General features: G+C 69.0%; 24 protein-coding genes and 1 other RNA gene. 13 read left to right on the forward strand and 12 right to left on the reverse strand.

Going from position 1 to position 26432, the window contains the following annotated elements; genetic code table 11:
• Window positions 1-142: 142 nt before the first annotated feature.
• Both folP and glmM read left to right on the forward strand, forming a co-directional pair.
• Window positions 143-1042 (forward strand): dihydropteroate synthase, encoded by a 900-nt coding sequence (folP, locus tag LCC91_RS04920; RefSeq protein WP_052231759.1) that lies wholly within the window; start codon window positions 143-145, stop codon window positions 1040-1042.
• Window positions 1039-2373 (forward strand): phosphoglucosamine mutase, encoded by a 1335-nt coding sequence (gene glmM / locus LCC91_RS04925; protein ID WP_143897752.1) that lies wholly within the window; start codon window positions 1039-1041, stop codon window positions 2371-2373. Before folP ends, glmM begins: the two co-directional genes overlap by 4 nt.
• Window positions 2374-2440: 67 nt before the next feature.
• Here the strand turns inward: glmM and LCC91_RS04930 are convergent, their stop codons facing one another.
• Window positions 2441-3217 carry a gamma-glutamyl-gamma-aminobutyrate hydrolase family protein gene (locus tag LCC91_RS04930; RefSeq protein WP_043703271.1) on the reverse strand — a complete coding sequence of 259 codons (777 nt, stop codon included), beginning with the start codon at window positions 3215-3217 and terminating at the stop codon, window positions 2441-2443.
• A 293-nt stretch (window positions 3218-3510) separates the two neighbouring features.
• Here LCC91_RS04930 and LCC91_RS04935 point away from each other — a divergent pair, with 293 nt between their 5' ends.
• The 3 genes from LCC91_RS04935 to LCC91_RS04945 all read left to right on the forward strand — a co-directional run bounded on the left by LCC91_RS04935 (window position 3511) and on the right by LCC91_RS04945 (window position 7032).
• Window positions 3511-4368, forward strand: a complete 858-nt coding sequence (locus LCC91_RS04935) for a GNAT family N-acetyltransferase (protein WP_043703272.1) — start codon at window positions 3511-3513, stop codon at window positions 4366-4368.
• A gap of 99 nt (window positions 4369-4467) precedes the next feature.
• Window positions 4468-6552, forward strand: a complete 2085-nt coding sequence (gene ppk1, locus LCC91_RS04940) for a polyphosphate kinase 1 (RefSeq protein ID WP_043703274.1) — start codon at window positions 4468-4470, stop codon at window positions 6550-6552.
• 6 nt (window positions 6553-6558) lie between these two features.
• The gene (locus LCC91_RS04945) at window positions 6559-7032 is read left to right on the forward strand and encodes a SixA phosphatase family protein (RefSeq protein ID WP_043703276.1); all 474 of its coding nucleotides are present in this window, start codon (window positions 6559-6561) and stop codon (window positions 7030-7032) included.
• A gap of 78 nt (window positions 7033-7110) precedes the next feature.
• Here LCC91_RS04945 and LCC91_RS04950 read toward each other — a convergent pair whose 3' ends face one another.
• The 5 genes from LCC91_RS04950 to LCC91_RS04970 form a co-directional block, all read right to left on the reverse strand.
• Window positions 7111-8598, reverse strand: coding sequence for a Ppx/GppA phosphatase family protein (locus LCC91_RS04950; protein WP_043703278.1), 1488 nt, complete (start codon window positions 8596-8598; stop codon window positions 7111-7113).
• Window positions 8599-8667: 69 nt separating this feature from the next.
• Window positions 8668-9450: a phosphate ABC transporter ATP-binding protein PstB gene (pstB, locus tag LCC91_RS04955; protein ID WP_224441069.1), complete on the reverse strand. Its 783-nt coding sequence runs from the start codon at window positions 9448-9450 to the stop codon at window positions 8668-8670.
• Between the two features lie 17 nt (window positions 9451-9467).
• Window positions 9468-10403, reverse strand: a complete 936-nt coding sequence (gene pstA, locus LCC91_RS04960; protein ID WP_043703280.1) for a phosphate ABC transporter permease PstA — start codon at window positions 10401-10403, stop codon at window positions 9468-9470.
• Window positions 10403-11314: a phosphate ABC transporter permease subunit PstC gene (gene pstC / locus LCC91_RS04965; protein WP_052231761.1), complete on the reverse strand. Its 912-nt coding sequence runs from the start codon at window positions 11312-11314 to the stop codon at window positions 10403-10405. Before pstC ends, pstA begins: the two co-directional genes overlap by 1 nt.
• A 90-nt stretch (window positions 11315-11404) precedes the next feature.
• Window positions 11405-12412, reverse strand: a complete 1008-nt coding sequence (locus LCC91_RS04970) for a PstS family phosphate ABC transporter substrate-binding protein (RefSeq protein WP_043703285.1) — start codon at window positions 12410-12412, stop codon at window positions 11405-11407.
• 229 nt (window positions 12413-12641) lie between these two features.
• On the opposite strand from LCC91_RS04970, the gene phoU reads away from it, so the two are divergent.
• Genes phoU through phoR form a run of 3 tightly spaced genes read left to right on the forward strand, consistent with a single transcriptional unit; the run spans window position 12642 to window position 15423 of the window.
• Window positions 12642-13340, forward strand: a complete 699-nt coding sequence (gene phoU / locus LCC91_RS04975; RefSeq protein WP_043703288.1) for a phosphate signaling complex protein PhoU — start codon at window positions 12642-12644, stop codon at window positions 13338-13340.
• Window positions 13337-14050: a phosphate regulon transcriptional regulator PhoB gene (gene phoB, locus LCC91_RS04980; protein ID WP_043703290.1), complete on the forward strand. Its 714-nt coding sequence runs from the start codon at window positions 13337-13339 to the stop codon at window positions 14048-14050. Before phoU ends, phoB begins: the two co-directional genes overlap by 4 nt.
• 8 nt (window positions 14051-14058) lie before the next feature.
• A complete protein-coding gene (gene phoR / locus LCC91_RS04985; protein ID WP_052231762.1) occupies window positions 14059-15423 on the forward strand; it encodes a phosphate regulon sensor histidine kinase PhoR in 1365 nt (454 codons plus the stop codon).
• A 147-nt stretch (window positions 15424-15570) separates the two neighbouring features.
• Here the strand turns inward: phoR and LCC91_RS04990 are convergent, their stop codons facing one another.
• The 5 genes from LCC91_RS04990 to ffs all read right to left on the reverse strand — a co-directional run bounded on the left by LCC91_RS04990 (window position 15571) and on the right by ffs (window position 19755).
• Window positions 15571-17274 (reverse strand): ArnT family glycosyltransferase, encoded by a 1704-nt coding sequence (locus tag LCC91_RS04990; RefSeq protein WP_043703292.1) that lies wholly within the window; start codon window positions 17272-17274, stop codon window positions 15571-15573.
• Window positions 17275-17421: 147 nt separating this feature from the next.
• Entirely contained in the window at window positions 17422-17676 is a 255-nt protein-coding gene (locus LCC91_RS04995) for a type B 50S ribosomal protein L31 (RefSeq protein ID WP_043703410.1), read from the reverse strand.
• Window positions 17677-17763: 87 nt separating this feature from the next.
• Window positions 17764-19029, reverse strand: coding sequence for a transcription termination factor Rho (rho, locus tag LCC91_RS05000; RefSeq protein ID WP_043703293.1), 1266 nt, complete (start codon window positions 19027-19029; stop codon window positions 17764-17766).
• 250 nt (window positions 19030-19279) lie between these two features.
• Window positions 19280-19612 carry a thioredoxin TrxA gene (trxA, locus tag LCC91_RS05005; protein ID WP_043703295.1) on the reverse strand — a complete coding sequence of 111 codons (333 nt, stop codon included), beginning with the start codon at window positions 19610-19612 and terminating at the stop codon, window positions 19280-19282.
• A gap of 46 nt (window positions 19613-19658) precedes the next feature.
• An RNA gene (gene ffs, locus LCC91_RS05010) (signal recognition particle sRNA small type) lies at window positions 19659-19755 on the reverse strand.
• A gap of 35 nt (window positions 19756-19790) precedes the next feature.
• Here ffs and dnaX point away from each other — a divergent pair.
• The 5 genes from dnaX (at window position 19791) to ligA (ending at window position 26036) form a co-directional block, all read left to right on the forward strand.
• Complete coding sequence (dnaX, locus tag LCC91_RS05015; RefSeq protein ID WP_143897746.1) at window positions 19791-21638, forward strand: DNA polymerase III subunit gamma/tau; 1848 nt, start codon at window positions 19791-19793, stop codon at window positions 21636-21638.
• Between the two features lie 26 nt (window positions 21639-21664).
• Window positions 21665-21997: a YbaB/EbfC family nucleoid-associated protein gene (locus LCC91_RS05020; protein WP_043703298.1), complete on the forward strand. Its 333-nt coding sequence runs from the start codon at window positions 21665-21667 to the stop codon at window positions 21995-21997.
• A gap of 22 nt (window positions 21998-22019) precedes the next feature.
• A complete protein-coding gene (gene recR, locus LCC91_RS05025; RefSeq protein WP_143897744.1) occupies window positions 22020-22619 on the forward strand; it encodes a recombination mediator RecR in 600 nt (199 codons plus the stop codon).
• A 170-nt stretch (window positions 22620-22789) separates the two neighbouring features.
• The gene (locus LCC91_RS05030) at window positions 22790-23788 is read left to right on the forward strand and encodes an ABC transporter substrate-binding protein (protein ID WP_143897742.1); all 999 of its coding nucleotides are present in this window, start codon (window positions 22790-22792) and stop codon (window positions 23786-23788) included.
• A gap of 88 nt (window positions 23789-23876) precedes the next feature.
• Window positions 23877-26036 carry an NAD-dependent DNA ligase LigA gene (gene ligA, locus LCC91_RS05035; RefSeq protein WP_052231763.1) on the forward strand — a complete coding sequence of 720 codons (2160 nt, stop codon included), beginning with the start codon at window positions 23877-23879 and terminating at the stop codon, window positions 26034-26036.
• Here the strand turns inward: ligA and LCC91_RS05040 are convergent.
• Complete coding sequence (locus LCC91_RS05040) at window positions 26026-26397, reverse strand: hypothetical protein (RefSeq protein WP_224441032.1); 372 nt, start codon at window positions 26395-26397, stop codon at window positions 26026-26028. The genes ligA and LCC91_RS05040 overlap by 11 nt on opposite strands.
• Between the last annotated feature and the right edge of the window lie 35 nt (window positions 26398-26432).

The raw sequence follows: 26432 nt of genomic DNA on the forward strand, positions 1-26432 counted from the left end.
TGTCCCTTTCGCCGTCTTGGCTCTGTCGATGGGTAGCGCTCGAGCGGTCTGAAGATGGGGCGGCTCGCGCCCGGAGCGGTTCTCAGGAGTGTTCACGATGGCCGGGGCGGTTCCGCAATCCTCCCGCGGCACAATAGCGCCCATGCACACCGCGCCCCCATCCGCCAGCCCGACGCCGGTCTGGCAGACCAGCCGCTTCCGTATCGACCTTTCGCGCCCGCGCGTAATGGGCATCGTCAACGTCACGCCGGACTCGTTTTCGGACGGGGGGGCACTGACCGACTGTGACGCCGCGCTGCGCCACGCCGAGGCGCTGCTGCGCGACGGCGCCGATATGCTGGACATCGGTGGCGAATCCACCCGGCCGGGCGCACCGCCCGTGCCGCTGGAAGAGGAGCTCGCGCGCGTGCTGCCCGTGGTGCGCGAGGCGGTGCGGCTGGGCGTGCCGATCAGCGTCGACACCTACAAGCCCGAGGTGATGGCCGCCTGTCTGGACGCCGGGGCCGACATCATCAACGACGTGTGGGCGCTGCGGCGCACCGGGGCCGACGGCCGCACGGCCGAGGCGGTGGTGGCGGCGCACCCCACGTGCGGGGTGTGCCTGATGCACATGTACCGCCAGCCGCAGGACATGCAGGTGCGGCCGATGGAAGGCGACGCGGTGCCGGTGGTGCGGGACTTTTTGGCCGAGCGCGCGGCATCGTTGCGCGCACGCGGCGTCGCGCCCGAGCGCATCGTGCTCGACTACGGCATCGGCTTTGGCAAAACGGTCGAACAGAACCTCGACCTGCTCGCGCGGCAGGACGAACTGCTGGCGCTGGGCTACCCGCTGCTCGCCGGCTGGTCGCGCAAATCGACGCTGGGGCGCATCACGGGGGTGGACGTGGCCCGCGAGCGTGTGGGCGCGAGTGTGGCGGCGGCGCTGTTGGCGGTGGAGCGTGGTGCGCGCATCGTGCGCGTGCACGACGTCGCCCCCACGGTGCAGGCGCTCAAAGTCTGGCTGGCCTTGAACCAAAGAGAAAACCGGAGGGAATCCCCATGACGCGACGCTATTTCGGCACCGACGGCATACGCGGCACCGTCGGACAGCCACCCATCACGCCAGACTTCGCCTTGCGCTTGGCGCACGCGGTGGGGCAGGTGCTGCGCCGCACCGAGGCTCGCCCCACCGTGCTGATCGGCAAAGACACGCGCATTTCCGGCTACATGCTGGAGTCCGCCCTCGAGTCCGGCTTCAATTCCGCCGGCGTGGACGTGGTGCTGCTCGGGCCGGTGCCGACGCCCGCGGTGGCGTACCTGACGCGGGCGCAGCGCGCCAGCCTCGGCGTGGTCATCAGCGCCAGCCACAACCCGTTCCCCGACAACGGCATCAAATTTTTCAGCGCGCAGGGTACCAAGCTGCCGGACGAGTGGGAGCTGGCAGTGGAAGCGGCGCTGCAGGACGCGCCGCAGTGGGCCGATTCGGCGGCGCTGGGGCGCGCGCGGCGGCTCGAGGACGCCGCCGGGCGCTACATCGAGTTTTGCAAGAGCACCTTTCCCACGGAACTGTCGCTGCGCGGGCTCAAGATCGTCGTCGACGCCGCGCACGGCGCGGCGTACCACATCGCACCCGCGGTATTCCACGAGCTGGGGGCAGATGTCGTGCCGATCGGCTGCAGCCCGAACGGGCGCAACATCAACGACGGCGTCGGGGCGACACACCCGCAAACGCTGATCGCCGCGGTGCGTGCGCACGAGGCGGATCTGGGCATCGCGCTCGACGGCGATGCCGACCGCCTGCAGATGGTGGACGCGAGCGGCCGGCTGTTCAACGGTGACGAGCTGCTGTATCTGCTGGCCGATGACCGGCTGGGACGCGACGAGGTCGTGCCCGGCGTCGTCGGCACGCTGATGACCAACATGGCCGTGGAGCAGGCGCTGGCCGCCCGCGGCGTGCGTCTCGTGCGCGCCAAGGTGGGCGACCGCTACGTGCTCGAGGAACTGCACCGCCACCACTGGCTGCTCGGGGGCGAGGGTTCGGGGCACCTGATCATCCTGGACAAGCAGACGACGGGCGACGGGATCGTCTCGGCGCTGCAGGTGCTGCAGGCGTGCGTGCGCCAGCAGCGCAGCCTGGCCGACGCGCTGCGCGGGGTGACGCTGTTTCCACAGGTCCTGTGCAACGTACGCCTCGCGTCCGGCGTGGACTGGAAAGCCAACGCAGCGCTGGCCGACGCGATCCGCGCGGCCGAGGCGGACTTGGGTGCGGACGGCCGCGTGCTCATCCGCGCCAGCGGCACGGAACCGGTGCTGCGCGTGATGGTGGAGGCACGCGACGAGGCGCGCGCCAACGCCTGGGCGCAGCGGCTGGTGGCGGCTGCGACCCCGGCCTGACGCTGCCGGTGGGCGGCTACCGCGCCGGTGGGTCGGTGCCGGCGTGCCCGCTTTCAAGGCGGGCTACTCAACCCCGCGCCGCCGCCAGAAACGCGTCGAGCATCGGTGTCGGGTCGAGCAGCGCCGGATCATCGAGCGCGTGAAACTCCGGGTGCCACTGCACCCCATAAACGAAAGTCCGGCCGGTGTGTCGGATCGCTTCGATCACGCCGTCGGGTGCGGAGGCTTCCACCATCAGGTCGCGTCCCAGCCGCTTGACGGCTTGGTGGTGGACCGACACCACCTCGCGGCCGGGCAGCGCGCCGTTCCAGCGCTGCAGCCAGCTGCCCTCCGCAAGGACGACCGCGTGTCGATGGCGGTCGTAGTGGGGCGTCTCGTGCGCGATCGCTTCTGGCAGCAGGGTCGGAATGTCCTGGTACAGGCTGCCGCCGAACGCGACATTGATCAGCTGCATGCCTCGGCAAATGCCGAGGATCGGCTTGCCGGCCTCCAGAAATTCGTGCACCAGCTCCAGCTCGTAGGCGTCGCGCACGGGGTCGCCGCTCCACTCGGGCTTGAGCGGCTCCTCGCCATACGCGCGCGGGCTGACGTCCGCGCCCCCTTGCAGGATCAGGCCGTCGAGATAAGCCGCGTAATCGCGCACACGGATGCTGCTGCGCTGCAGCGCGCCGTCCTGCAACACGGAAGGGATCATCAGCACCAGCGTCTCGCGCGACGCCGCCCACTGCGCGACCGACTGCTCCAGCACCTGCAGTGTCTTGCTGCGCAGCCCCGTGCCGCCCGCTTCCGGGTGGAAGATGCGGGCCGACAGACCGATGTGGACGGGGCGGCGGCGGGCGAACATGGCAAGAACGGGCGCGCGGTCACGGTTGCTCGATGCAAAGGCTAGCACAGACCGCGCGATCGCACAGAGCGGGGGCGACGACCGGTAAGGCTGCGCCGGTCCACAGGCATGGCATCGTTTCCGGCCCGCCCGCCATGAGCCGCCTGCGGTGGCCGGTCGCGCCACCATCGGTCGTCGATTTGACATGAAACGGTCAAGGTACCGTCACGGCGGCTTTTCACAATGGTCCACGCACCGCGGCCTGCGTGGAGTCACCCGTCAGTGCGCGCGACGACCCCGTGGAGAAGTCATCGATGAAAGAGCTGCCGACCCCCACCCTGCACCTGTTTTCGACGGGGGAGCCCCCCCACGGCCGGGCGGCCGGGAGGTGGCTTCATCCGGGCGTGGTGGAAGCGCCTCGTGCCGACACACCGTTGGAGGTCGTCTGGGCGCGCCACCTCGACGAAGTCCGCGCCGCCCAGCGCTTGAGGTACGAGGTCTTCGCGTTGGAGATGGGGGCGCGGCTGCGCACGCCGCTGCCGGGCCACGACGTGGACCTGTTCGATGAGTACTGCGAACATCTCCTGGTGCGTGATCGCGAGTCGGGGGACGTGGTCGGGACGTACCGCGTCCTCACGCCCGTGCAGGCCAGCCGCGTCGGCTGTTTTTACAGCGACACCGAGTTCGACCTGACGCGCCTGCGCTCGCTGCGCGACCGCACGGTGGAATTGGGACGCTCCTGTGTCCATCCCGCCCACCGGCACGGGGGCGTGATCATGGCGCTGTGGGCCGCGCTGGCCGAGTTCATGCAGCGCAACCGCCTCGACATCATGATCGGCTGCGCCAGCATCCCCATGCACCACGAGGGGCCGCACGGCATGGCGGGTGGCGGGCACGCTGCCGCCAGCATCTGGCGCCAGGTGCGCGAGCGTTACCTCGCCCCCGTGGAGTACCACGTCCGGCCGCGCGTGCCGCTGCCCGTGGAGGCGCTGGACGACACGCTGCCGGTGGAGCCGCCGCCGTTGGTCAAGGGGTATCTGCGCCTGGGCGCGAAGGTGTTGGGACCGCCGGCGTGGGACCCGGACTTCAACACCGCGGATCTGCCGATGATGATGCGGCTGTCGGATCTGCCGGCGCGGTACCGGCGACACCTGCTCGGCGATGGATGCTGAGGGCTTGCGTCAGACCAGGGGCGGGAGTGGTGATTTCGTGATCGTCGCCCGATCCACCGTCCACCCCGGCCGCAGTCGGCCGTGATATAGACTTTGACCATGTCACAAACCCCCGCCCACCCATCGACCCGCCACGCGTTTCTCGACCGCGACCAGAGCATCCTGGCGTTCAACGAGCGGGTGTTGGACTGGGCCTGCCGGCGCGAGGTGCCGCTGCTGGAGCGGTTGCGGTTTCTGGCCATCGTCTCGTCCAATCTGGACGAGTTTTTCGAGGTGCGCTTCGCCCCCCACCACGCGGCACGCATGTCGCAGGAGCAGCGCGGGATCGCGACAGTGGAGACCTTCCGCGCGCTCACCGATCGCATCCACGCGCTGGTGGCGCGCCAGTACGCGCTCTATAACGACGAGCTGCTACCCGCGCTGGAAAAGCGCGGCATCCGCATCATCACCCACGGCCAGCGCAACCCGCGCCAGCGGCGTTGGGTGCGTGAGTATTTCGTCAACGAGGTGCAGCCCCTGCTGCTGCCGGTGGCGCTCGACCCGTCGCACCCGTTCCCGCAGGTGGCCAACAAGTCGCTCAATTTCATCGTCCGGCTGGGTGGGCGGGATGCCTTCGGGCGCGAAAACGAGATCGCGATCGTCAAGGTGCCGCGGGCGCTCAAGCGCTTCGTCGCCATGCCCCCGGTGGCCGGCTCCAAGCAGCAGCATTTCGTCTCCATCTCCAGCATCATCCGCACGCACCTGCCGGACCTGTTCCCGGGGCGGACGGTGCTCGAGTTTTCACAGTTCCGCGTCACGCGCCACTCGGACCTGGCGCTGGACGAGGAGGAAGTGAAAAACCTGCGCACCGCGCTACGGCTGGGGTTGCAGCAGCGCCACTTCGGGCAAGCGCTGCGGCTGGAGGTGTCGGCCGGCTGCTCGGACTTTCTGGCCGATTTTCTGCTGGAGCAGTTCGAGCTGCCCCCCGAGAGCCTGTACCGCGTGCCGGGCCCCGTCAATCTCGTGCGGCTCAACCAGCTGGTCGACCAGATCGACGCCCCGGCGCTGCGTTTCGAGCGCTTCACGCCGGGCTGGCCGGTGTCGCTGCCGGCCGGGCAGTCCTTCTTCGAGCGGCTGAAACAGGGCGATGTCCTCATCCACCAGCCCTACGAGAGCTTCGACGCGGTGCTCGCCTTCCTGCGCGAGGCGGCGGAAGACCCCAACGTGCTTGCGATCAAGCAGACGATCTACCGTACCGGCACGCGCGGCGAAATGACCGAGCTGCTGCGCGAGGCGGTCCGCCGCGGCAAAGAGGTCACGGCGGTGGTCGAACTGAAGGCGCGCTTCGACGAGGAGGCCAACATCAACCACGCCGAGCGGCTGGAGTCGGTCGGGGCCCAGGTCGTGTACGGCGTCGTGGGCCTCAAAACCCACGCGAAGATGCTGCTCGTCACCCGGAGGGAGGGAGGCCGCCTGGTGCGCTACGCCCACCTCTCGACGGGCAACTACAACCCGGGCACGGCCAAGCTCTACACGGACATTTCCTACTTCACTGCGGACGAAGACATCACCGCCGACGTGGACGCGGTGTTCCACCACCTGGCGAGCCAAAACCGCCTGCCCAAGCTGCGCCGGCTGTGGATGGCGCCGTTCCACCTGCAAAAAGGGCTGCTCGAACGCATCGAGACGTGCATCGAGGCCGCGCGCGCGGGTCAGCCGGCGCAGATCATGCTCAAGATGAACGCGCTGACCGACGAGCCGCTGGCACGCGCATTGGTGCAGGCGTCCCAGGCAGGGGTCCAGATCGACGCCATCGTGCGTGGCGCGTGCATCCTGCCGGCCGGCGTGCCCGGGTTCACCGAGCACGTGCGCATTCGCTCGGTCATCGGACGTTTTCTGGAGCACTCGCGGGTGTTTTACTTCCGCTGGGGCGACCAGGAGGAACTGTGGCTGTCCAGCGCCGACTGGATGAACCGCAACATGCTGCGCCGCGTCGAGCTCGCGTGGCCGGTGCGCGATCCGCACCTGCGCGAGCGGCTGATCGACGAATGCCTGCGCCTGTACCTGAACGACCAGCGCGACGCCTGGCTGTTGCAGCCCGACGGTCACTATGTCAAGGCCATCGAGACGCTGCCCAAGGGATCCCGCGCGGGCGTGCCGTCGGCGCAGGGGACGCTGATGACACGCTACGGCACCCGGGGGTGAACGGCGATGGACCTGATCCTGTGGCGGCACGCCGAGGCCGAGGACCTGGACGAAACCGACGAGGGCGGCGGGGACGACCTGTCGCGCCGCCTGACGGCCAAGGGGGAAAAACAGGCGGCCCGCGTCGCCGCTTGGCTGGAGCGGCGGCTGCCGGAGGGCGTGCGCATCTTCAGCAGCCCGGCCGTGCGCACCGAGCAGACGGCGCTCGCGCTGGGGCGGCGCTACCGCGTGCACCCCGATCTGGCGCCAGGCGGGTCGCCGCAGGCGCTGCTGGACGTGGCGCAGTGGCCCCACGCGCGACAGCCCGTGCTCATCATCGGGCACCAGCCGACGCTCGGGCGGGTGATCGCGCAGCTGCTGGGCATCGCCAGCGGCGAGTGTTCGGTGCGCAAGGGCGCGGTGTGGTGGCTGCGCCACCGCGAGCGCGACGGCGTCGGCCAGACGGTGCTGCTGAGCGTGCAGACGCCGGAGCTGCTGTAAGCCCGCACGTCGCTCGCCCCATCGGGTGCGACGGGTACGCGGAGCGCGAGGGCCGATGGCAGGGTAGGGCCGTCGCGGTCACGCCAACGCCAGGCGCAGTTTCCACGGCGCGCGCTCCCAGGCGTGCGCCTCCTCCTGTAGCAACCATGCGGACTGCGGGTAGCGCTGCGCCCAGCCCGCGATGCTGCGCAGCGTAAAGACCGGGCCGGGGCCCTGTCGGAGTTGCAACGCCGGCATATCCGGGTCTTTGCGCGCGTGGCACAGGATGACCGCGAGCCGCAAGCTGATGAGCTGCTTGACGAACAGCTCGTCGTCCAGCGCCGACTCGACCTTGCGCAGCTTGCCGCGTTGCCCCAGTACCAGGAGGCTCAGCCGGTGCAGCTCCGCCAGCGAGAACCCGGGCGCATCGACGTGGTCGAGGATGTAGGCGCCATGCTTGTGCGCATCCGTGTGCGAGATGTGGGCGCCGATCTCGTGCAGCCGCGCCGCCCACGCCAGCTTTTGCGAATAGCGGCCGTTGCGGGGGTCGGGCGTGGCGATCTGCTCGAACAGCGCGGTAGCCACCCGCTGCACCCGCTCGGCCTGCGCCGCATCGACGGCAAATTTCTGGGCCAGCCAGCGCACGGTGCGCTCGCGCGCGTCGGTCTGGTCCGACGCGCGGTCGATCAGGTCGAACAGCGCCCCCTGCCGCAGCGCCCCCTGTGCCCGGTGCACGACGCGCCAGCCGAACAGCTCGAACGCCGCGAGCAGCACGCTGAGGCCCCCGGCAAGCACGGGGCGCCGGTCGTCCTTCAGCCCCTCGAGCCGGATCTGGTCGACGCGGCCGACCCGCAGCAGCCGCTGCACCAGCCAGTCGAGCCCCTCGCGCGTGATCAGCCCCGGCTCGAAGCCGGCCAGCGTCAGGATCTCGGACAGCGCCCCCGCCGTACCGGAGCTCGCGTAAACCGTGTCCCACTGCCCCGGCACGAAGATTTCCAGCGCCTGGTCGAGGACGGCCTGCGCCGCGACGATGGCGGTACGCAGCCCCCGTTCGGTGAAGCGCCCCTCCGGAAAATAGCGCGTCGACCACGTGACGCTGCCCAGCGGGTACGATTCCATGCGCTGCGGGCTGTAACCCTGGCCGAGGATGATTTCGGTCGAGCGGCCGCCGATGTCCATCACGAGCCGCCGCTCGTCCGACTGCGGCAGCAAGTGCGTGACCCCCTGGTAGATCAGGCGCGCCTCCTCGTGTCCGGCGATGACCTCGATCGGGAACCCGAGCAGCGCCTGCCCGCGCTCGAGAAAGACGTCGCGGTTGCGCGCCTCGCGCAGGGTCTGCGTGGCGACGGCGCGCACCTGCCGCCGCTCGAACCCGCGCAGTTTTTCGGCGAAGCGCGCCAGGCACGCCCAGCCGCGCTCCATCGCCGCGCGGCTGAGGTTGTGGGACTCGTCCAGCCCGGCGCCGATGCGAACCGTCTCCTTCAGGTATTCGACGCGCTCGATGTGACCGCCGTGGTAGCGGCCGATCTCGAGGCGAAAACTGTTGGAGCCGAGGTCCAGCGCGGCGAGGAGGGTTCCGTCTTGCATGTGGGGTTCCGTAGAGACAGGCCCCAGCATAGCAAACCCGTCACGGGCGCTCGGGCGCCCAAGCGGCCGTCAGCCGAAGCGGCCCGTGATGTAGTCCTCGGTCTGCTGTTTCTTCGGCTTGACGAACAGCTCTTCCGTCGGGCTGAACTCCACGAGCTCGCCCATGTACATGAAGGCCGTGAAGTCCGACACCCGCGCCGCCTGTTGCATGTTGTGCGTCACGATCAGGATGGTCACGCGGTGCTTGATCTGCCCGATCAACTCTTCGATCCCGGCGGTGGCAATGGGGTCGAGCGCCGAGGTCGGCTCGTCGAAGAGCAGCAGCTCCGGATCGGCCGCGAGCGCGCGCGCGATGCACAGACGCTGCTGTTGGCCACCCGAGAGGTTGGTGGCGAGGCTGTCGAGCCGGTCTTTGACTTCGTCCCACAGCGCTGCGCCGCGCAGTGCTTCCTCGACCTTCTCCTCGATGACCGAGCGGCGCTTCTCGCCGCGCACGCGCAGGCCGTAGGCGACGTTCTCGAAAATCGACTTCGGAAACGGGTTGGGCTTTTGGAACACCATGCCGATGCGCATGCGCACCTCGATCGGATCGACGCCGCGCTCGATGATGTTGACGTTGTCCGGATACAGCCGGATCTCGCCCTCGTAGCGGTTGCCGGGATACAGATCGTGCATGCGGTTGAAGCTGCGCAACAGCGTCGACTTGCCGCAGCCGGACGGCCCGATGATGGCGGTGACTTTCTTGTCGCCCACCGGCATGTCGATATTGCGCAGCGCGTGATGGTCGCCGTAGTAGAAGTGGAAACCGCTCGTTTCGGCCTTGAGCGGGCCGACCACGGGGTGGGTGGGCATGTTCATGTCGTGAGCCATTACCATTTGATCGTCTTGCGGATGCGGTAGCGCAGCCAGATCGCGATGCCATTCATCGCCAGCGTCGCAATGATGATGACGATGCCGGTGGCCGCAGCGTTTTCCAGGAAGGCCGCCTGCGGGCGCGACACCCAGTTGAACATCTGGATCGGCAGCACCGTGAAGGGGGCGAACAGCCACTCGAACGGTCCGACGGTGGCGCCGGTCGCCGGGTCGGTGGTGAAGGGCAGGGGCGGCAGGAACGCGATGAAGGTCAATGCACCGATGGTGATCACGGGTGCGGTTTCACCGATCGCACGCGCCATGCCGATGATGATGCCGGTGAGGATGCCACCGGACGAGTAGGGCAGCAGGTGGTGCGAGACGACCTGCCACTTGCTCGCGCCCAGGGCGTAGGCGGCTTCGCGTATGCCGATGGGAATGGCCCGCAGGGCCTCGCGCGTCGCGACGATGATGACCGGCAGGATCAGCAGCGCCAGCGTCAATCCGGCCGACAGGATGCTTTGCCCGAAGTCCAGCAGGTAGACGAACAAGCCGAGCGCCAGCAGCCCGTAAATGATCGACGGCACGCCAGCGAGATTGGTCACGTTGATCTCGATGATGTCCGTGATCCAGTTGCGGGGTGCGTATTCCTCGAGGTAGACCGCGGCCGCCACCCCCAGCGGGATGGCCGCGGCGGCGGTCACCAGCATCACCAGCGCCGTCCCCACCCAGGCAGACAGAATGCCCGCCTCGCTCGCCCGCCGGGAGGGGAAGCTGGTCAGGAACTGCCACGACAGACGCCCGTAGCCGTCCATGATGAGATCGACGAACAGGGCTACCAGGGTCAGCACGCCCACCATGGTGGCGAGCAGGCCCAGGATCCCAAACCAGATGTCGTAACGCTTGCGCCAAGCGATCTGCTGGCGCAGGGTTTGCAGTTCGGCGGCTTGCATCAGTAGGCCTCGCGGAACTTACGGCGCAACAGGTGGCCGATGATGTTGAAGACGAGCGTCATCAGAACCAGCACCAGCCCAGCGGCGAAGATGCTCTGGTACGCGATGCTGCCGTGCGGCAGGTCACCCATCGCGACCTGCACGATGTACGCCGTGATGGTCGCCGCCGGTTCACGGGGATCCCACGTGAAGTTGGGCTGTTGACCCGCCGCGACCGCCACCACCATCGTCTCGCCGATCGCTCGCGAGATACCGAGAATGAACGCCGCGAGCACGCCGGAGATGGCCGACGGGAACACCACGCGCGTGGCGGTCTGAAAACGCGTCGCGCCCATCGCGTACGAGCCTTCACGCAGGTGCATCGGCACGGCGCGCATCGCGTCCTCCGACACCGATGACACGTAAGGGATGATCATGATGCCGATGACGATGCCGGGGCCGAGCATGTTGAAGCCCGGCAGATCGGGCATGAGGCGCTGCAGGAGCGGCGTCACGAACAAGAGTGCAAAGTAGCCGTAGACCACCGTCGGAACCCCCTCGAGCAGTTCGAGGAACGGCTTGATGGTCTCCCGCACGGCGGCAGGCGCGAATTCCGACAGGTAAATCGCCACCACCACGCCGGTTGGAACGGCCACCAACAGCGCCACCCCCGCCGTCACGAGCGTACCCGTTACCAGTGGCAGGATGCCGTACTGCGGGTTCTCGAACATGGGCGTCCACTGGGTGTTGGTCAGGAACTCCACGATCGAGACGTGCTGGAAAAAGCCGGCCGCCTCGTACAGCAAAATGACGACGATGGCCACGGTGACCGCGACGGCAGAGGACGCGGCAAGAAAAAGAATACCTTCGATCAGGCGCTCACGGGCCTGTCGCTGGCGGTTGATGTGCAATCGGGTCGATGCCTCGGCCATGGTGGTGTGGTGTGATCGCGCAACGAAAAGCACCGGACGGGACTGGATGGCCCACGCCCGGTGCCAACGGCCCGGATCGCTGTCCGGGCGTCAGTGCTTCATTTCACGCTTGAGCAGCTCTTCGACGCTGACACCGACTTCGGCGTGCCCGCCGAACGCGGTGCCAACCTTGCCCTTGCGGAAGTTGTCGAGCGCCAGCTCGTACGCCTTGGCCGGCAGGTCCACATAACCCACTTCCTTGGACAGCTTCGCAGCGTTCCTCAGATAATACTCAACGAACTGCTTGACCTCGGGACGCTCCGCGGCCTTGGTGCTAACGTAGATGAAAATGGGGCGCGACAGTGGCTGGTAGGTGCCCTTGTTGACGGTTTCCAGCGAGGGCAGCACGGCCGGCGACTTGTCGTCCTTCTTGATCGCCACCGCCTTGACCTTGTCCTTGTTTTCCAGGTAGTAGGCCAGCCCGAGGTAACCGATCGCGTTGACGTCGCGCGAGACGTACTGGATGGTGACGTTGTCGTCTTCGGTGGCTTGGTAGTCGCCGCGGCTGGACTTGGCCTTGCCGACGATGGCTTCGGTGAAGTAGTCGAAGGTGCCCGAGTCAGCGCCCGCTCCCGCCAGCTTCAGCGGCGCGTTCGGGAAGGTCGAACGAATCTGGTTCCAGTTGTTGACCTTGCCCTGCGCGGCGGGCTCATACATTTTTTTCAGATCGGCAACGGTCAGTTCGCCGGCCCACGTGTTTTTCGGGTGGATGATGACCGTCAGCGCGTCATACGCAACCGGCAGTTCGATGAACTTGATACCGGCCTCCGCGCAAGCCTTCATCTCCTGCTCGAGGATCGGGCGTGAGGCGTTGGAGATATCGGTCTCACCGCGGCAGAACTTCTTGAAACCGCCACCGGTACCGGAGATCCCGACGGTCACCTTGATCTTGCCTTGCGTGGCCTTCTGGAAATCCTCGGCCACGGCCTCGGTGATGGGGAACACGGTGGACGAGCCGTCCACCTTCACCAAATTGGCATGCGCCAGCGGCGACAACAGGGCGCCCGCCAAAACGGCGCCCAGCGCCCACGTGCGTCGAGAGGTGAGGGTGTGCTGCATAGAACCTCCAAGGGTTGCGGTTGAGAGCGAGCGCAACGATACCCACGCTTTGTGACGGCTTTGTGACAACGGCGACGCGCGGTGGTAGCGGTTGTTTGGTGCTGCCGGCACGCGGCACAATGTCACGGTGTTGTCATACAAAGCGCGTACAACCGGTGAGTGCTAACCGGGCGCGCCGTCCATCGTTTGCCTGGCGTCGTGGCGCCGGCCTCATTCTCGGTATCGTTCCATGGAAAAACACCTCTCCAGCCAATTCGACGAAGAACTCAACCGCATTTCCACCCAGGTTCTGGAGATGGGCGGTGTGGTCGAGTCCCAGTTGCGCAGCGTCATCCGCGGCCTGTACCAGCACGACCACGGGGCCATCCAGCAGGTGCTGGAGTTGGAAGAGCGGGTCAACCGACTCGAGATCGAGATCGACCGCGAGATCACATCGGTCATGAGCCGGCGCCAGCCGACGGCGCGCGATTTGCGCTTGCTCGTGGGCGTTTCGCGCGTCATCGTCAACCTCGAGCGCGCAGGCGACGAGGCCGCGCGTGTGGCCCGCCTGACCCAGGAGTTCATCGAGGCCGGTGCCCCGCGCGCGCTGCCGATCGACGACCTGGTGAACGCGGCCAAGATGGCCGCCGACTCGATCCGCGCGACGCTCGACGCGTTCGCACGCTTGGACGTGTCGGCGGCGTTGAAGGTCATCGAGGAGGACGACCGGCTGGACGTGATGTACGAGGGGTTCGTGCGCAAGCTCATCACTTACATGATGGAAGACCCGCGCATGATCACCCCATGCCTGAGCTTGCTCTTTTTGGCCAAAGCGGTCGAGCGCGTGGGCGATCACGCCAAAAATATTGCCGAAGCCGCGGTGTACGTCGCGATGGGCAAGGATATCCGCCACGCCTCGCCGCAAGAGCGGGAGTCCGCGCTGAAATGAAAAAACTGCCCCGTGTCCTCGTGGTCGAAGACGAACCCGCGATCTCGGAGCTGATCGCGGTCAACCTACGCCACAACGGTTTTGCCCCGATCGTCGTCTTCGACGCGCAGGCGGCCCAGCGCGAGGTGGATGCGGTGCTGCCCGACGTCGTGCTGCTCGACTGGATGCTGCCCGGTGGCAGCGGCGTGCAGCTCGCGCGCGCGTGGCGGGCGGACGAGCGCACGCGCACGCTGCCGATCATCATGCTGACCGCGCGCAGCGAGGAGTCCGACAAGGTGCAGGGACTCGACGCGGGCGCCGACGACTACGTCACCAAGCCGTTTTCGGCGCAGGAGCTGCTGGCGCGCATCCGGGCGGTGCTGCGCCGCCGCGCACCCGAGGCGGTGTCCGACACGGTCACCGTCGGGTCGCTGACGCTCGACGCCGCGGCCCACCGCGTGTCGTTCGACGGGCGCGAACTCAAGCTCGGCCCGACCGAGTTCCGGCTACTGCATTACCTGATGAAACACCCGGAGCGGGTGCACACGCGCGCGACGCTGCTGGATCGGATCTGGGGCGATCACGTCTTCATCGAAGAGCGCACGGTGGACGTGCACATCAAGCGGTTGCGCGAGGCCCTCGGGGCTGCCGGGGTCGCGATCGAAACCGTTCGCGGGGCGGGGTACCGCTTTTCCGCCCAGGCGCTGCGGCCGGCCACGGCGACCGACTGAGACCCACCATGCGTCGCGCGCTTGCCCTGACGTTCTGGACCGCGGCCGGCGGGACGCTGTCGACGCTGCTGACGTCGTCGTCCGCGGCGACCGTGGCCGGGGGCGTCGCCGGGGCGCTGGTGTGGCTGGCCCGTGACCGGGTGCAGGCCAACCGCATCCTGCGCTGGCTGCGCGATCCGTCACCGAACCAGGCGCCGGCGCTCGACGGCATGTGGGGGGAAATCGTGGACCGGACACGCCGCGCGCTCAAGGTCGCCAACCGCAAGGCGCGCAAGAGCAACGCCCGCCTGCAGGAGTTTCTCGCCGCGATCCAGGCCTCGCCCAACGGTGTCGTGCTGCTGTCCAAGGAGGGGACAATCGAGTGGTGCAACCTGATGGCGGGCGAGCACCTGGGATTCGACGCCAAGCGCGATCTGGGACAGCGCATCCGCAACCTCGTGCGCGACCCCGTGTTCATCGCCTACCTGAACCGGGGGGACTTCAGCCAGCCGCTTGAAATCGACGGACGCCACGCCCGGCCCGGTCACCCGCAGCACATCGCGATCCAGATCTTTCCGTACGCGAAGGGGCGGCGGCTGCTGCTGACCCGTGACGTGACCGCGGTGGAGCTGGCCGAGGCGATGCGGCGCGACTTCGTCGCCAACGTCTCGCACGAGATCCGCAGTCCGCTGACGGTCATCGTCGGTTTTATCGAGGCGCTGCAGAACCTGGCGCTGACCGAGGGCGAGCGCGCGCGCTATCTGGAGCTGATGCAGCAGCAGGCGCGCCGGATGCAGACGCTGATCGACGATCTGCTGATGCTGTCGCGCCTGGAGGGCAGCCCGATACCCGACGACAGCCACTGGGTGGTGATCGCGGACGTGATGGCCGAAGCGTTCACGCAGGCGCGCTCGCTCGCCGACGTGCTGCACGCGGGCCAGCAGTCGCTCGTCCTCGTCGAAGGGCCCCCCGTCGAAGTCGCAGGCGCACGCGGCGAGCTGCTCAGCGCCATCGGCAACCTGCTGAGCAATGCGGTGCGCTACACACCGTCCACGGGCCGGGTGGAAGCCGGCTGGCGCCTGCTGGCTGACGACGAACTCGAGATCTACGTTACCGATGATGGGCCAGGGATCGCCCCGGAGCACCTGCCGCGCCTGACGGAGCGCTTCTACCGCGTCGACCGCAGCCGATCCCGCGACAGCGGCGGCACCGGTCTGGGGCTCGCAATCGTCAAACACGTCATCCAGCGCCACAGCGGGCAACTCGCGATCGACAGCCGGCTGGGCGAAGGGTCGACGTTTCGCCTGCGCCTGCCGCCCGCCCGCGTGCGGCGGATCGCACCGGAACCCGGCCTCGCGGCCCCCGCCGCGCCGGCCCTCACGGCCGCGAAATGAGCGGCGCGTCCCAGCGCTCAAACACCATCCAACGCTCGCGATTCTGTCGAAACCGCGGCGATTTGCGTATCGGCATTACTGCTTGCGCTCAAATACCAACCAGCGCTCGCGGTTCTCTCGAAACCGCGAGGAGCTGCTGTGCCGGTGTTACGGCTTGCGCTCAAATACCAACCAACGCTCGCGGTTTTCTCGCAACCGGGGGACTTCGGTACGCAGGGTCCAGGCGGTGAGGTCGACCGCCCGCGTGAGCGACGGGTAGTCGCGCGGATTGACGACCAGCAGCGCGCAGGTTTCGCCGCCCGGCTGTCCGGCTCGCCGCACCTGCAGACGGCCGTGGTACTGCAGCCCGGCGATGCGTGCGGCGTCCAGCCCGTGCACCAGCACACAGCTTCCGGGAGGCGCCAGGGCCGCGATGCGCTGTGAGACCGGTGCCTGCCCCATGCCGTAATTGAGCAGCGGCAGCCACAGCGTCATCAGCAGCAGCCAATTGAGCGTCACGCCGGACGCCGACAGCGCCAGGCCCTTCCACAACGCCGGCGCGTAGCGGCCCACGCGCCAGGCGATGATGCCACCCCATGCCACGGTGGCCAGCAGCGCCGGCAGCAGCAGCGACCATTCGACCGAGGCTTCGAACCCCGGGACGAGCCGGGCGACGTTGGCAGCGGGTTTGGGCGGAACGCCCGTCTGCATCGCGACCCAGATGATCCAGATGATCACCGCCGCGCCGCTGAAAAAGAGCACGGCGAACCAGTCGATCAACGCGCTGACGCCGCGCCGCAGCGTCGGCAGCGCGAAGGCCGCCAAGGCGGCGAGCGCCGGCAGCGACAACAGCAGCGTGCGCTCGTCCCCGCCGTCGAGCAGCGTGGCCGCGAGGACGATGGCTACCACCGACAGCGGCCAGCCGATGTGCGGTTCGCGCCAGCGGCCGCGCCAGCGCCACAGCGCCCACAGCGCCAGCAGCGCCGTGGGCCACCAGAACCACGCGAGCAGCCGCCCGAGACTGATCCATTCGGATAGGTGGGTCCATGGGGTCCAGCGCGGCACCCACCACTCGGTGGCACGCCCCGCGCCGACCGCGAGGAGCTGGGCCACTGCGACCGCTGAGACACTGCCGAGGGCGGCCCAGCCAAGCGCCGCCCCACGCCGACCGGCGCGCCACCACCATATCAGCGCCGCTGCCGACAGCGCCAGCAGCAACACCGGTGCGCCGGACAGCGCGAGCCCCCACGCGGCCACCCACCACGCGAGCATGGATGGCCACGTCCGGCCGCCCCCCTCGTTCGCGGCGGGAGGGATACCCCCCGCCACGGTGTGAAACAGCAGCGCCGTGAAGGCGAGCTGTGCAGCGGTCGGCGTGGCCTCGTGCGCGAGCAATGCGAGGCCCAGCGTCGCCACCAGCGCGAGCAGGGCACCATCAGCGACCGCGCGGGCGTAATCGGTAGGCCGGGCCTCGCCACCGAAGGCCAGGCGCAGCGGCTGCGCCGCCGGAAGGCGCGCCAGCCGATACGTGCCGTACCAGGTGGCGGCCAGCGTCAGTACGAGCAGCGCGATGAACGGCAGTCTCGCTGCCCAGACCGCGGGTTCGGGCCACACGGCCATCGCCGCCGCGCCCAGCCAGTAGGGCAGCCAGGCCAGCGTGGCGGCCGCCTCGCCCAGCACCTGCGGCACGAGCCAGGGGCCGCCCGCGCGCATGTCGAGCATCACGGCGAAGGCGGCGAGGTCCTCGGTCCGCCAGGGATCGCGCCCCCAGAAGCCCGGCAGCACGTACGCAACGACCAGCAGCCACGGCACCCAGCGCGGCAGGCGGCGGGCGGCGTCAGCGGTGACGAGGGCGGGGCTGGGCGGTGACACGGCGGACGGGGGCGGGTGGCGATCCACGACGGGGCAGCCTACACCAACGCGTGGCAATAAAAAAGCAGCCCGCAGGCTGCTTTGACGGCGCCGGCAGTGTGCCGCGCCTTGTGCCATGGCGGGACATGGCCGGTGTGTCGGCCGGGATTATTTGCCGGCGCGCGCGTAGCGGCTGCGGAACTTCTCGACGCGGCCACCCATCGTGTCCACGCTCTTTTGCGTGCCGGTGTAGAACGGGTGCGATTCGCTCGAGGTTTCCAGCTTGAACAGCGGCAGCTCGCGGCCGTCGTCGAGCTTGATGGTTTCCTTCGTGTTGGCGCACGAACGAATGATGAACTGGCTGCCGTTGGACAGGTCCACGAAGCAGACTTCGCGGTAGTTCGGGTGGATGCCTTCTTTCATGGTCGCTTCCTGCTGCAGTAGCCACGGCCGGCCCATCCGGCGCACTTGCTGCAAAAGTAGAAATTATAGCCAGCCCGCCGTTGGGCCTCAGCCGCCACGGCGCATCAGTTCGAAGAACTCCTGGTTGTTCTTCGTCTGCTTCATGCTCTTGAGCACCATCTCCATCGCCTCGATTTCGTCCATGTTGTAGAAGAACTGGCGCAGGATGCGGGTCTTCTGCAGGATCTCGGGCGGCAGCAGCAACTCCTCGCGGCGCGTGCCGCTGCGGCTGAGCTGGATGGAGGGGAAGACGCGCTTTTCGTACAGGCGGCGGTCCAGGTGCAGCTCGCAGTTGCCGGTGCCTTTGAATTCCTCGAAGATCACCTCGTCCATGCGGCTGCCGGTATCGACCAGCGCGGTGGCGATGATGGTGAGGCTGCCGCCTTCTTCGACGTTGCGTGCAGCGCCGAAGAAGCGCTTGGGCCGCTGCAGCGCGTTGGCGTCCACGCCGCCGGTGAGCACCTTGCCGGAGGAGGGCAGCACGTTGTTGTAGGCCCGCGCCAGGCGCGTAATCGAGTCGAGCAGGATCACGACGTCCTTCTTCAGTTCGACGAGGCGCTTGGCGCGCTCGATCACCATTTCGGCGACGTGCACGTGGCGCGCCGCGGGCTCATCGAACGTGGAGGCGATCACCTCGCCGCGCACGGTGCGCTGCATCTCGGTGACTTCTTCGGGACGCTCGTCCACCAGCAGCACCATCAGGATCACCTCCGGGTAGTTGGCGGTGATCGCGTGCGCGATGTGCTGCATCATCACCGTCTTGCCGCTCTTGGGTGGCGCGACGATGAGCGCGCGCTGGCCCTTGCCGATCGGTGCGATGATGTCGATGATGCGGCCGGTGATATTTTCCTCGCTCTTGAGGCCCTCACGCTCGAGCTTCATCTGTTCCTTCGGGAACAGCGGCGTGAGGTTCTCGAACATGATCTTGTGCTTGTTCTGCTCCGGCGGCAGGCCGTTGATCTTGTCGAGCTTGTTGAGCGCGAAGTAGCGCTCGCCGTCCTTGGGGATGCGCACGTCCCCCTCGACCATGTCCCCGGTGTGCAGGTTGAAGCGCCGGATCTGGCTCGGGGAGATGTAGATGTCGTCGGTGCTGGCGGTGTAGCTGGCGCTGGGGTCGCGCAGGAAGCCGAAACCGTCGGGCAGCACCTCCAGCACGCCGTCGGCGAAGACCTGCTCGCCCGCCTTGGCGCGCTTTTTGATGATCGCGAACATCAGCTCCTGCTTGCGCATGCGGCCGGTGTTCTCGATTTCGAGCGCCTCGGCCATTTTCAGCAGTTCCGAGACGTGCAGGGCCTTCAGTTCGTTCAGGTGCATGGGGTGGAACTCCAAAGCGGGATGGCCAGCGCACCGGAGCAGACCGGTCGGGCGGGCATGCGCTCGAAGGGTTGGACAGTGACCAAGGGGGCCGGGCGCGCCGGCTGAATCGATGGGTCGGCCGACCGGGCAGTGGCCGATCGGGACCGGATCGGTCAGCCCGCAGGCCGACCATCCATATGGGGATTATGGCATCAAAATGACCACCGGCGGCGTCGGTCACGCTGCCGGGTCGCGCTCACGAGCGGCGTCAGGCCAGGAAGGGTTCGACGAAAGCGGTGAGCTGGGCCTTGCTCAGTGCGCCGACCTTGGTGGCCGCGAGCTGCCCGTCCTTGAACAGCATCAGCGTGGGAATGCCGCGAATGCCATACTGGGCCGGCACGCTGCGGTTTTCGTCCACGTTGACCTTGGCGACCTGCAGTTTGCCCTGGTACGCCGCCGCCACTTCGTCGAGGATCGGCGCGATCATGCGGCACGGCCCGCACCACTCGGCCCAGAAGTCCACCAGCACCGGCGTCGTCGACTTCAGGACGTCGGCTTCGAAGGTGGCATCGGTCACGTGCTTGATCAGGTCACTCGCCATGGTGAAGGGGCCTCGGGTGTCGGGTCGGTTGCAATCGAAAAGGGGAGGTGACGAGCCTCGACCCCGGCACTGGCTACATGGTTAGGGCTGCTTGGTTCCCCACCTGACCCGGTTGGCCACTTGACCATGCGGGAAGGCCCGTCGGGTGCCATTGTATGCGACCGCTAGAATCCCCGCCATGTCGTATCTGGTCCTGGCCCGCAAGTACCGACCCAAGACGTTCGCCGAAATGGTCGGGCAGGAGCACGTGGTGCAGGCGCTGGGCAACGCGCTGCGCGCGCGCCGGCTGCATCACGCCTACCTGTTCACGGGCACGCGCGGCGTGGGCAAGACGACCGTTTCGCGCATCCTCGCCAAGTCACTCAACTGCACGGGGCCGGACGGGCAAGGTGACATCACCGATACCCCGTGCGGGGTGTGCGACGCCTGCCGCGAGATCGACGCCGGCCGCTTCGTCGATTACACGGAGCTCGACGCCGCCTCCAACCGGGGCGTGGACGAGGTGCAAACGCTGCTGGAGCAGGCCATCTACAAGCCGGTGCAGGGGCGCTTCAAGGTTTTCATGATCGACGAAGTGCACATGCTCACCAACACCGCCTTCAACGCGATGTTGAAGACGCTGGAGGAGCCGCCGGAATACCTCAAGTTCGTGCTGGCCACCACCGACCCGCAGAAGGTGCCGGTGACGGTGCTGAGCCGCTGCCTGCAGTTCAACCTGCGGCCGATGGCGCCGCAGACCGTGGCGGAACATTTGCAGCGCGTGCTGCAGACCGAGGGCATCGCCGCGGATACCGGGGCGGTGCGGCTGCTGGCCCGGGCGGCACGGGGGTCGATGCGCGACGCGCTCAGCCTGACCGACCAGGCGATCGCCTACGGCGGCGGGCGGCTGAGCGAAGCGGCCGTGCGGCAGATGCTCGGCGTGGTCGAAACGGCCCCAGTGCTGACGCTGCTGGAGGCGCTGGCCGCACGGGACGCGGCGGCGCTGGTCGCGCAGGTGGATGCGATGCGTGAACACGGGGTCGCGCCCGCCGCGGTGCTTGAGGAGCTCGCGGGCACGCTGCAGCGCCTAGCGGTGCGGCAGTGGACGGGGCAGGCACCGGCGGACGACGGCGGGGACGAGGACGGCGCGCGCCTGGACGCGCTGGCGACGGCGTTGGCGCCGGACGTGACGCAACTGCTCTACAGCCTGTGCCTGCACGGCCGCGCGGAGCTGGGCCTGGCACCCGACGAGTACGCGGCGCTGACGATGGTGCTGCTGCGAGCACTCGCGTTCACCCCCGACAGCCCGGCTCAAAAAAAAAGCCTGACGCCGGCGACTGAGCCGGCACCCGGTGGGTCGCCCCCGTCGCTCCCTCCCGCAGCGGCCGTCGCACCCGCCACCGTGGAGCCCCCGACCGCACCGATGCCGGGGCCGGACGGCCCGCTTGCTGCCCCAGCCACCGGTGCCGCCGTCCCCGGACCGGCCATTGAACCGGCCACCCCAGCCGAGACGCCGCCGTGGGACGATGCAGCGCCGACTCCGACCCCGGCTCCGGCTCCGGCTCCGGCTTCGGCTTCGGCTTCGGCTTCGGCTTCGTTATCGGTTTCGATCCCCGAGTCGTCCCAGGCGCTGGCCGATGCGTGGGAGCGCCTCGTCGACGCGCTGGAGGCGGCGGGTCGCATTCAGGCGTTGGTGCGCGAGCTGGCGCTGCAGTCGGTGCTGGTGGCGCGATCGCCCGCGGTGTGGCGGCTGCGCGTGCCGCAGGCGACCCTGGCGCAGGGCACGGCGCGCGAGCGGCTGCGGGCGGTGCTCGCCGACCACCTGGGGTTCGGCCCCGGCTGGTGCCTGGAAACCGAAGTCGGCCCCGCGCCGGACGCGCCGGCGGAGCGCCGCGCGGCCGCGCGACGCGCCCGCCAGGCGGCGGCCGAGGCGGCCATCCAGGCCGATCCGCTGGTGCAGGCCCTGATGCGCGACTGGGATGCCACGCTCGTCGCTGGTAGCATCCAGCCCGTCGACGAGGGACCGGCCGACGCCGGTACCGTGTAGAGATTTTTGGAAAGAAAGGCCCCACCATGTTCAACAAGGGACAACTCGCCGGCCTGATGAAGCAGGCGCAGGCCATGCAGGACAACCTCCGCCGTGCGCAGGAGGAGATCGCCGCGATGGAGGTCACCGGTGAAGCCGGCGCCGGCCTGGTCAAGGTCGTCATGACCGGCAAACATGACGTCAAGCGCGTCAGCATCGACCCGAGCCTCCTGTCGGACGACAAGGAGATGCTGGAAGACCTGGTCGCCGCGGCCTTCAACGCCGCCGTGCGCAAGGTCGAGGAAACGACGCAGGAGCGCATGGCCAAGGTCACGGCGGGCATGCCGGGGCTGCCCGGCGGGCTCAAGTTCCCGTTCTGACACCTTCGGCAAACGCGCGCCCATGACCGCGCCTGCCTCGAGACGGCTCGACGGCCTGGTGCAGGCGCTGCAGCGCCTGCCGGGCATCGGGGTACGCTCTGCCTCGCGCATGGCGTACCACCTGCTGCAGCACGACCGCGAAGGGGCGCTGCGGCTGGCACAGGCGCTGCAGGACGCGGTGGCGGGGGTGCGCCACTGCGCGCTGTGCCACACCTTTGCCGAAGAGGAGGTCTGCCCCACCTGTGCCGACCCGACGCGTGAGGCGGCGCAGTTGTGCGTCGTCGAGACACCGGCCGACCAGGCGGCGCTCGAGCGCACGGGTGCGTACCAGGGGCGTTATTTCGTCCTGATGGGGCGCTTGAGCCCGCTCGACGGGATCGGGCCGGAGCACATCGGCGTGCGGGCGTTGTTGCAGCGGCTGCAGACCCCGCCACCGGTGCGCGAGGTGATCCTTGCCACCAGCTTCACCGCCGAGGGGGAGGCGACCGCGCACGTCATCGCCCAGCTCGCCCGTCCGCTGGGACTCACCGTCACCCGGCTGGCGCGCGGTGTCCCGGTGGGCAGCGAGCTGGAGTTCGTCGACCTGGGCACGATCGCCCACGCGCTGGCGGACCGGCGCTGACGGCGGCGCAGGGTACCGGCGCACGGTGTCGCCGTCTTCGGCCCGTCGTGCATCGCTGAGGGAAACGCCCACGGGTCTTCCCTGATCGGGCATTTCCGGATGGCCACGGCCCGTGCCCCAGCGTACCCTCATGGCAGGGACCGTTCGTCGACGGTCCGAAGGGGGCGAAGGTGGACAGACGGCAATGCGTGCGGGCAGGCGTGGCGGCGGCCGCGGCAGCGGCGCTGCCCCCCCTGTATCGGCGCGCCCAGGCGGCGCAGCCGGTGTGGCTGTCATGGCCGGCCGATACCCCCTGGAAAACCCTCGCCGTGCGGCTGGCCCTGCGGCTGGGGTATACCGCGGCCGAGGGGCTGCAGGTCCGCGCCGTGCGGCCCGGCGCCGCGGTGGCACCGGGATCCGGGCCCCGGGTCCACGCCGGGGGTATCGACTTCGTGTTGCGGCAGAACCTCGACGGCGAAGCGGAGCGCGCCTTCTGGGGGCTCGCGCGCACGCCGCAGCTCGGCTTTGCGTTGCGCCATGCGAGCAACGGCGCGGACGCCGGCGTCGCGGCCCGGCTGCGCGACGGGCGCATTGGCGTGGCCGCGCACGATCCAATGGCGGCCTACGTCGCGTCGTTGGTGCTGTTGGCCCACGGCGTGCGCCCCCGGCCGGGGCAGCTCGTCCTGTGGACCGACGCCGACGAAGCCCAGACTGCGCTCGTGCAGGGGGACGTGGACGCGGTGTGCGTCGGCGATCCGCTGCTGACGCGCTGGCAGCAGGCGGGAGCGATCCGCGTCCTCAGCGATACGCGGTACGCGGCGGAGAGCCAGCGGCTGCTCGGCGGCCCGGTGGTGTGTGCGTGTCTGAGCGCGTCCGCGCGCGACATCGCCGAACACGGCCCCACGCTGCGGGCGCTGGTGCGGGCGGTTCAGCGGGCCGGGCGCTGGCTGCAGACGGCCAGCGCCATGGATCTGGTGCCCTACGCGGATCTGGCCGACCTGGCGGGCGATCCGGGAATGTTCGTGACGGTCGTCACCCACACGCGCGAGTCGTGGATGGTCGACGGTTCGCTCGACGAACGGTCCTTCCACCACGTGTTGCGGGTGCTGCGCACGCTGTCGGACAGCGAGCGCTACGAGGCGCTGACGCCCGAGCGGCTGGTGGCGACGCGCTGGAGCGCCAGCGGCTGACCGTACACGACACGGTGGGCGGAGGAGTGCCGGGGGAGCGCCCCCGTGGGTGCCAGCGGCACCGCGCCGGGCGGCATAATCGCGGCCGATGTCCCGCCCCACGTCACCGCACGCCCCCGCCGCGCAGGCAGATCTGTTCGCACCGTCCGACACTGCACCGGATGCGGCCTCCCCCGAGGCGCGCGAGCGGCAGCGGCTGGAGGCGCTGCGCGCGGCACTGCACCACCACGCGTGGCGCTACTACGTGCTCGACGACCCGGAAATCCCGGATGCCGAGTACGACCGGATGTTCGCAGAGCTGCAGGCGATCGAGGCGCGTCACCCCGAGTGGGTGACGCCGGACTCGCCGACGCAGCGCGTGGGCGGCCGCGTGCTGGACGGGTTCGTCCCCGTGCGGCACGCGGTGCCGATGCTGTCGATCCGCACGGAAACCGACACCGAGCCGGCAGCCGCCCTGGCGTTCGACGCGCGCATGCGGCGTGAATTGGGCCTCGGGCCGGACGATCCGCCGATCGACTATGTCGCCGAGCCCAAATTCGACGGGCTGGCGATCGGCCTGCTGTACGAGCACGGCGTGCTCGTGCGCGCCGCCACCCGCGGCGACGGCGAGACGGGCGAGGACGTGACGCAAAATATCCGCACGATCGGCCAGATTCCGCTGCGGCTGCAGGGCGACGGCAGCCGCATCCCGCGGCTGGAGGTGCGCGGCGAGGTGTACATGCGCCGCGACGATTTCGAGGCGCTCAACGCCCGCCAGCGCGAGCGCGGCGAAAAAACCTTCGTCAACCCGCGCAACGCCGCGGCCGGGGCCGTGCGCCAGCTCGACCCGGCGGTGGCCGCGTCGCGGCCGCTGAGCTTTTTTGCCTACGGGCTGGGCGAGGTCACGCCGCCGGAGGCGGGCGGGCCGAATTTCGACACCCACTGGCAGGTGCTGCAAGCGCTGCGCGCATGGGGCTTTCCGGTGTCAGACCTCGCGCGCCGCTGCGCGGGGGGCGAGGCGCTGGCGGCATACCACCGCGCCATCGGCGCGCAGCGCGACCGGCTGCCGTTCGACATCGACGGGGTCGTCTACAAGGTGGACCGGCTGGACTGGCAGCGGCGGCTGGGTTTCGTCACGCGCGAGCCGCGCTGGGCCATTGCCCACAAGTACCCGGCGCAGGAGCAGCTCACGCGCGTGCTGGCGATCGACGTGCAGGTCGGCCGCACCGGCAAGCTCACCCCGGTGGCCAAGCTGGAGCCGGTGTTCGTCGGCGGGGTGACGGTGACCAACGCCACGCTGCACAACGCCGACGAGGTGCGGCGCAAGGATGTGCGCGTTGGCGACACGGTCATCGTGCGCCGCGCCGGCGACGTGATCCCGGAGGTGGTGGCGGTCGCGCCGCCGCTGCCCGAGCCGCGCGGTGAGCCGTTCGAGATGCCCGCCACCTGCCCCGCCTGTGGCAGCGCCGTCGTGCGCGAGGAGGGCGAGGTCGACCACCGTTGCACCGGGGGCCTGTACTGCCCGGCCCAGCGCAAGCAGGCTATCCTGCACTTTGCCCAACGACGCGCGATGGACATCGAAGGGCTGGGCGAAAAGCTGGTCGATCAGCTGGTGGACACGGGCCTGGTGCGCACCGTGGCCGACCTGTACCGGCTGGGGTTGACGGCGCTCGTCGGACTCGAGCGCATGGCCGAGAAGTCCGCGGCCAATGTGCTGGCGGCGATCGAGCGCTCCAAATCGACGACGCTGGCGCGCTTTCTGTTCGCGCTGGGCATCCGCCACGTGGGCGAAAGCACCGCGCGCGACCTGGCGCGGCATTTCGGGCGGCTGGACGCGATCATGGACGCCAGCGTCGAGGCGCTGCAGGCGGTGCCGGACGTGGGGCCGGTGGTGGCGCGCAGCGTGCGCACCTTTTTCGAGCAGCCGCACAACCGCGAGGTGGTGGAGCAGCTGCGCGCCTGTGGCGTGCACTGGCCCGAGCACGACGGTGCCACCGACGACGCGGCCGCGCTGCCGCTGGCCGGCAAGACCTTCGTGTTGACCGGGACGCTGCCGACGCTGTCGCGCGAGGAGGCCAAGGCCCGCATCGAGGCCGCCGGCGGCAAGGTCAGCGGCTCGGTCAGCCGCAAGACGGACTGGGTCGTCGCCGGCGACGCGCCGGGCAGCAAGCTCGACAAGGCGCGCGAACTGGGCGTGGCCGTGATCGACGAGGCGGGGCTGCTCGCGCTGCTAGCCGGGGATCCGGCGCCGTCGCCGGTCAGTCTTTGAAGCGGTAGTGGTCGCGGTTGAGTACCGCGGCCACGGCGGTGACCTCCTCGGGCCACATCTGCAGGTTGAGCGCCGCGTTGCACTGCTCGACCATGCCGCGCAGCAGCCCGGCCGTGTTGATGCGCCCGAGCGGCCGGTACATCGCGCTGCCATCGCCGCCCACTTTTTGCGCGTGGCATTCGGTGCAGCGGTGCTGGCGGATGAGCTGTTCACCCAGCGCCAGATCGGCATCGCGAAAGATGGCGGGCACCTCGGCACGCACGGGCACGTCGGTGAGCGCGATCAGCAACGCCATCAAGGCACCGCGCGGACCCCTGCGGTGGGGGCGGTCCGGGATGGGGGAGGCGAAACGAAGACGCATACTCTACTCCCTACGATCGGTTGCCAAGGCGGGTG

This window comes from Tepidimonas taiwanensis (genome assembly GCF_020162115.1).
In the GTDB taxonomy this organism is placed as follows: Bacteria; Pseudomonadota; Gammaproteobacteria; order Burkholderiales; family Burkholderiaceae_C; genus Tepidimonas; species Tepidimonas taiwanensis.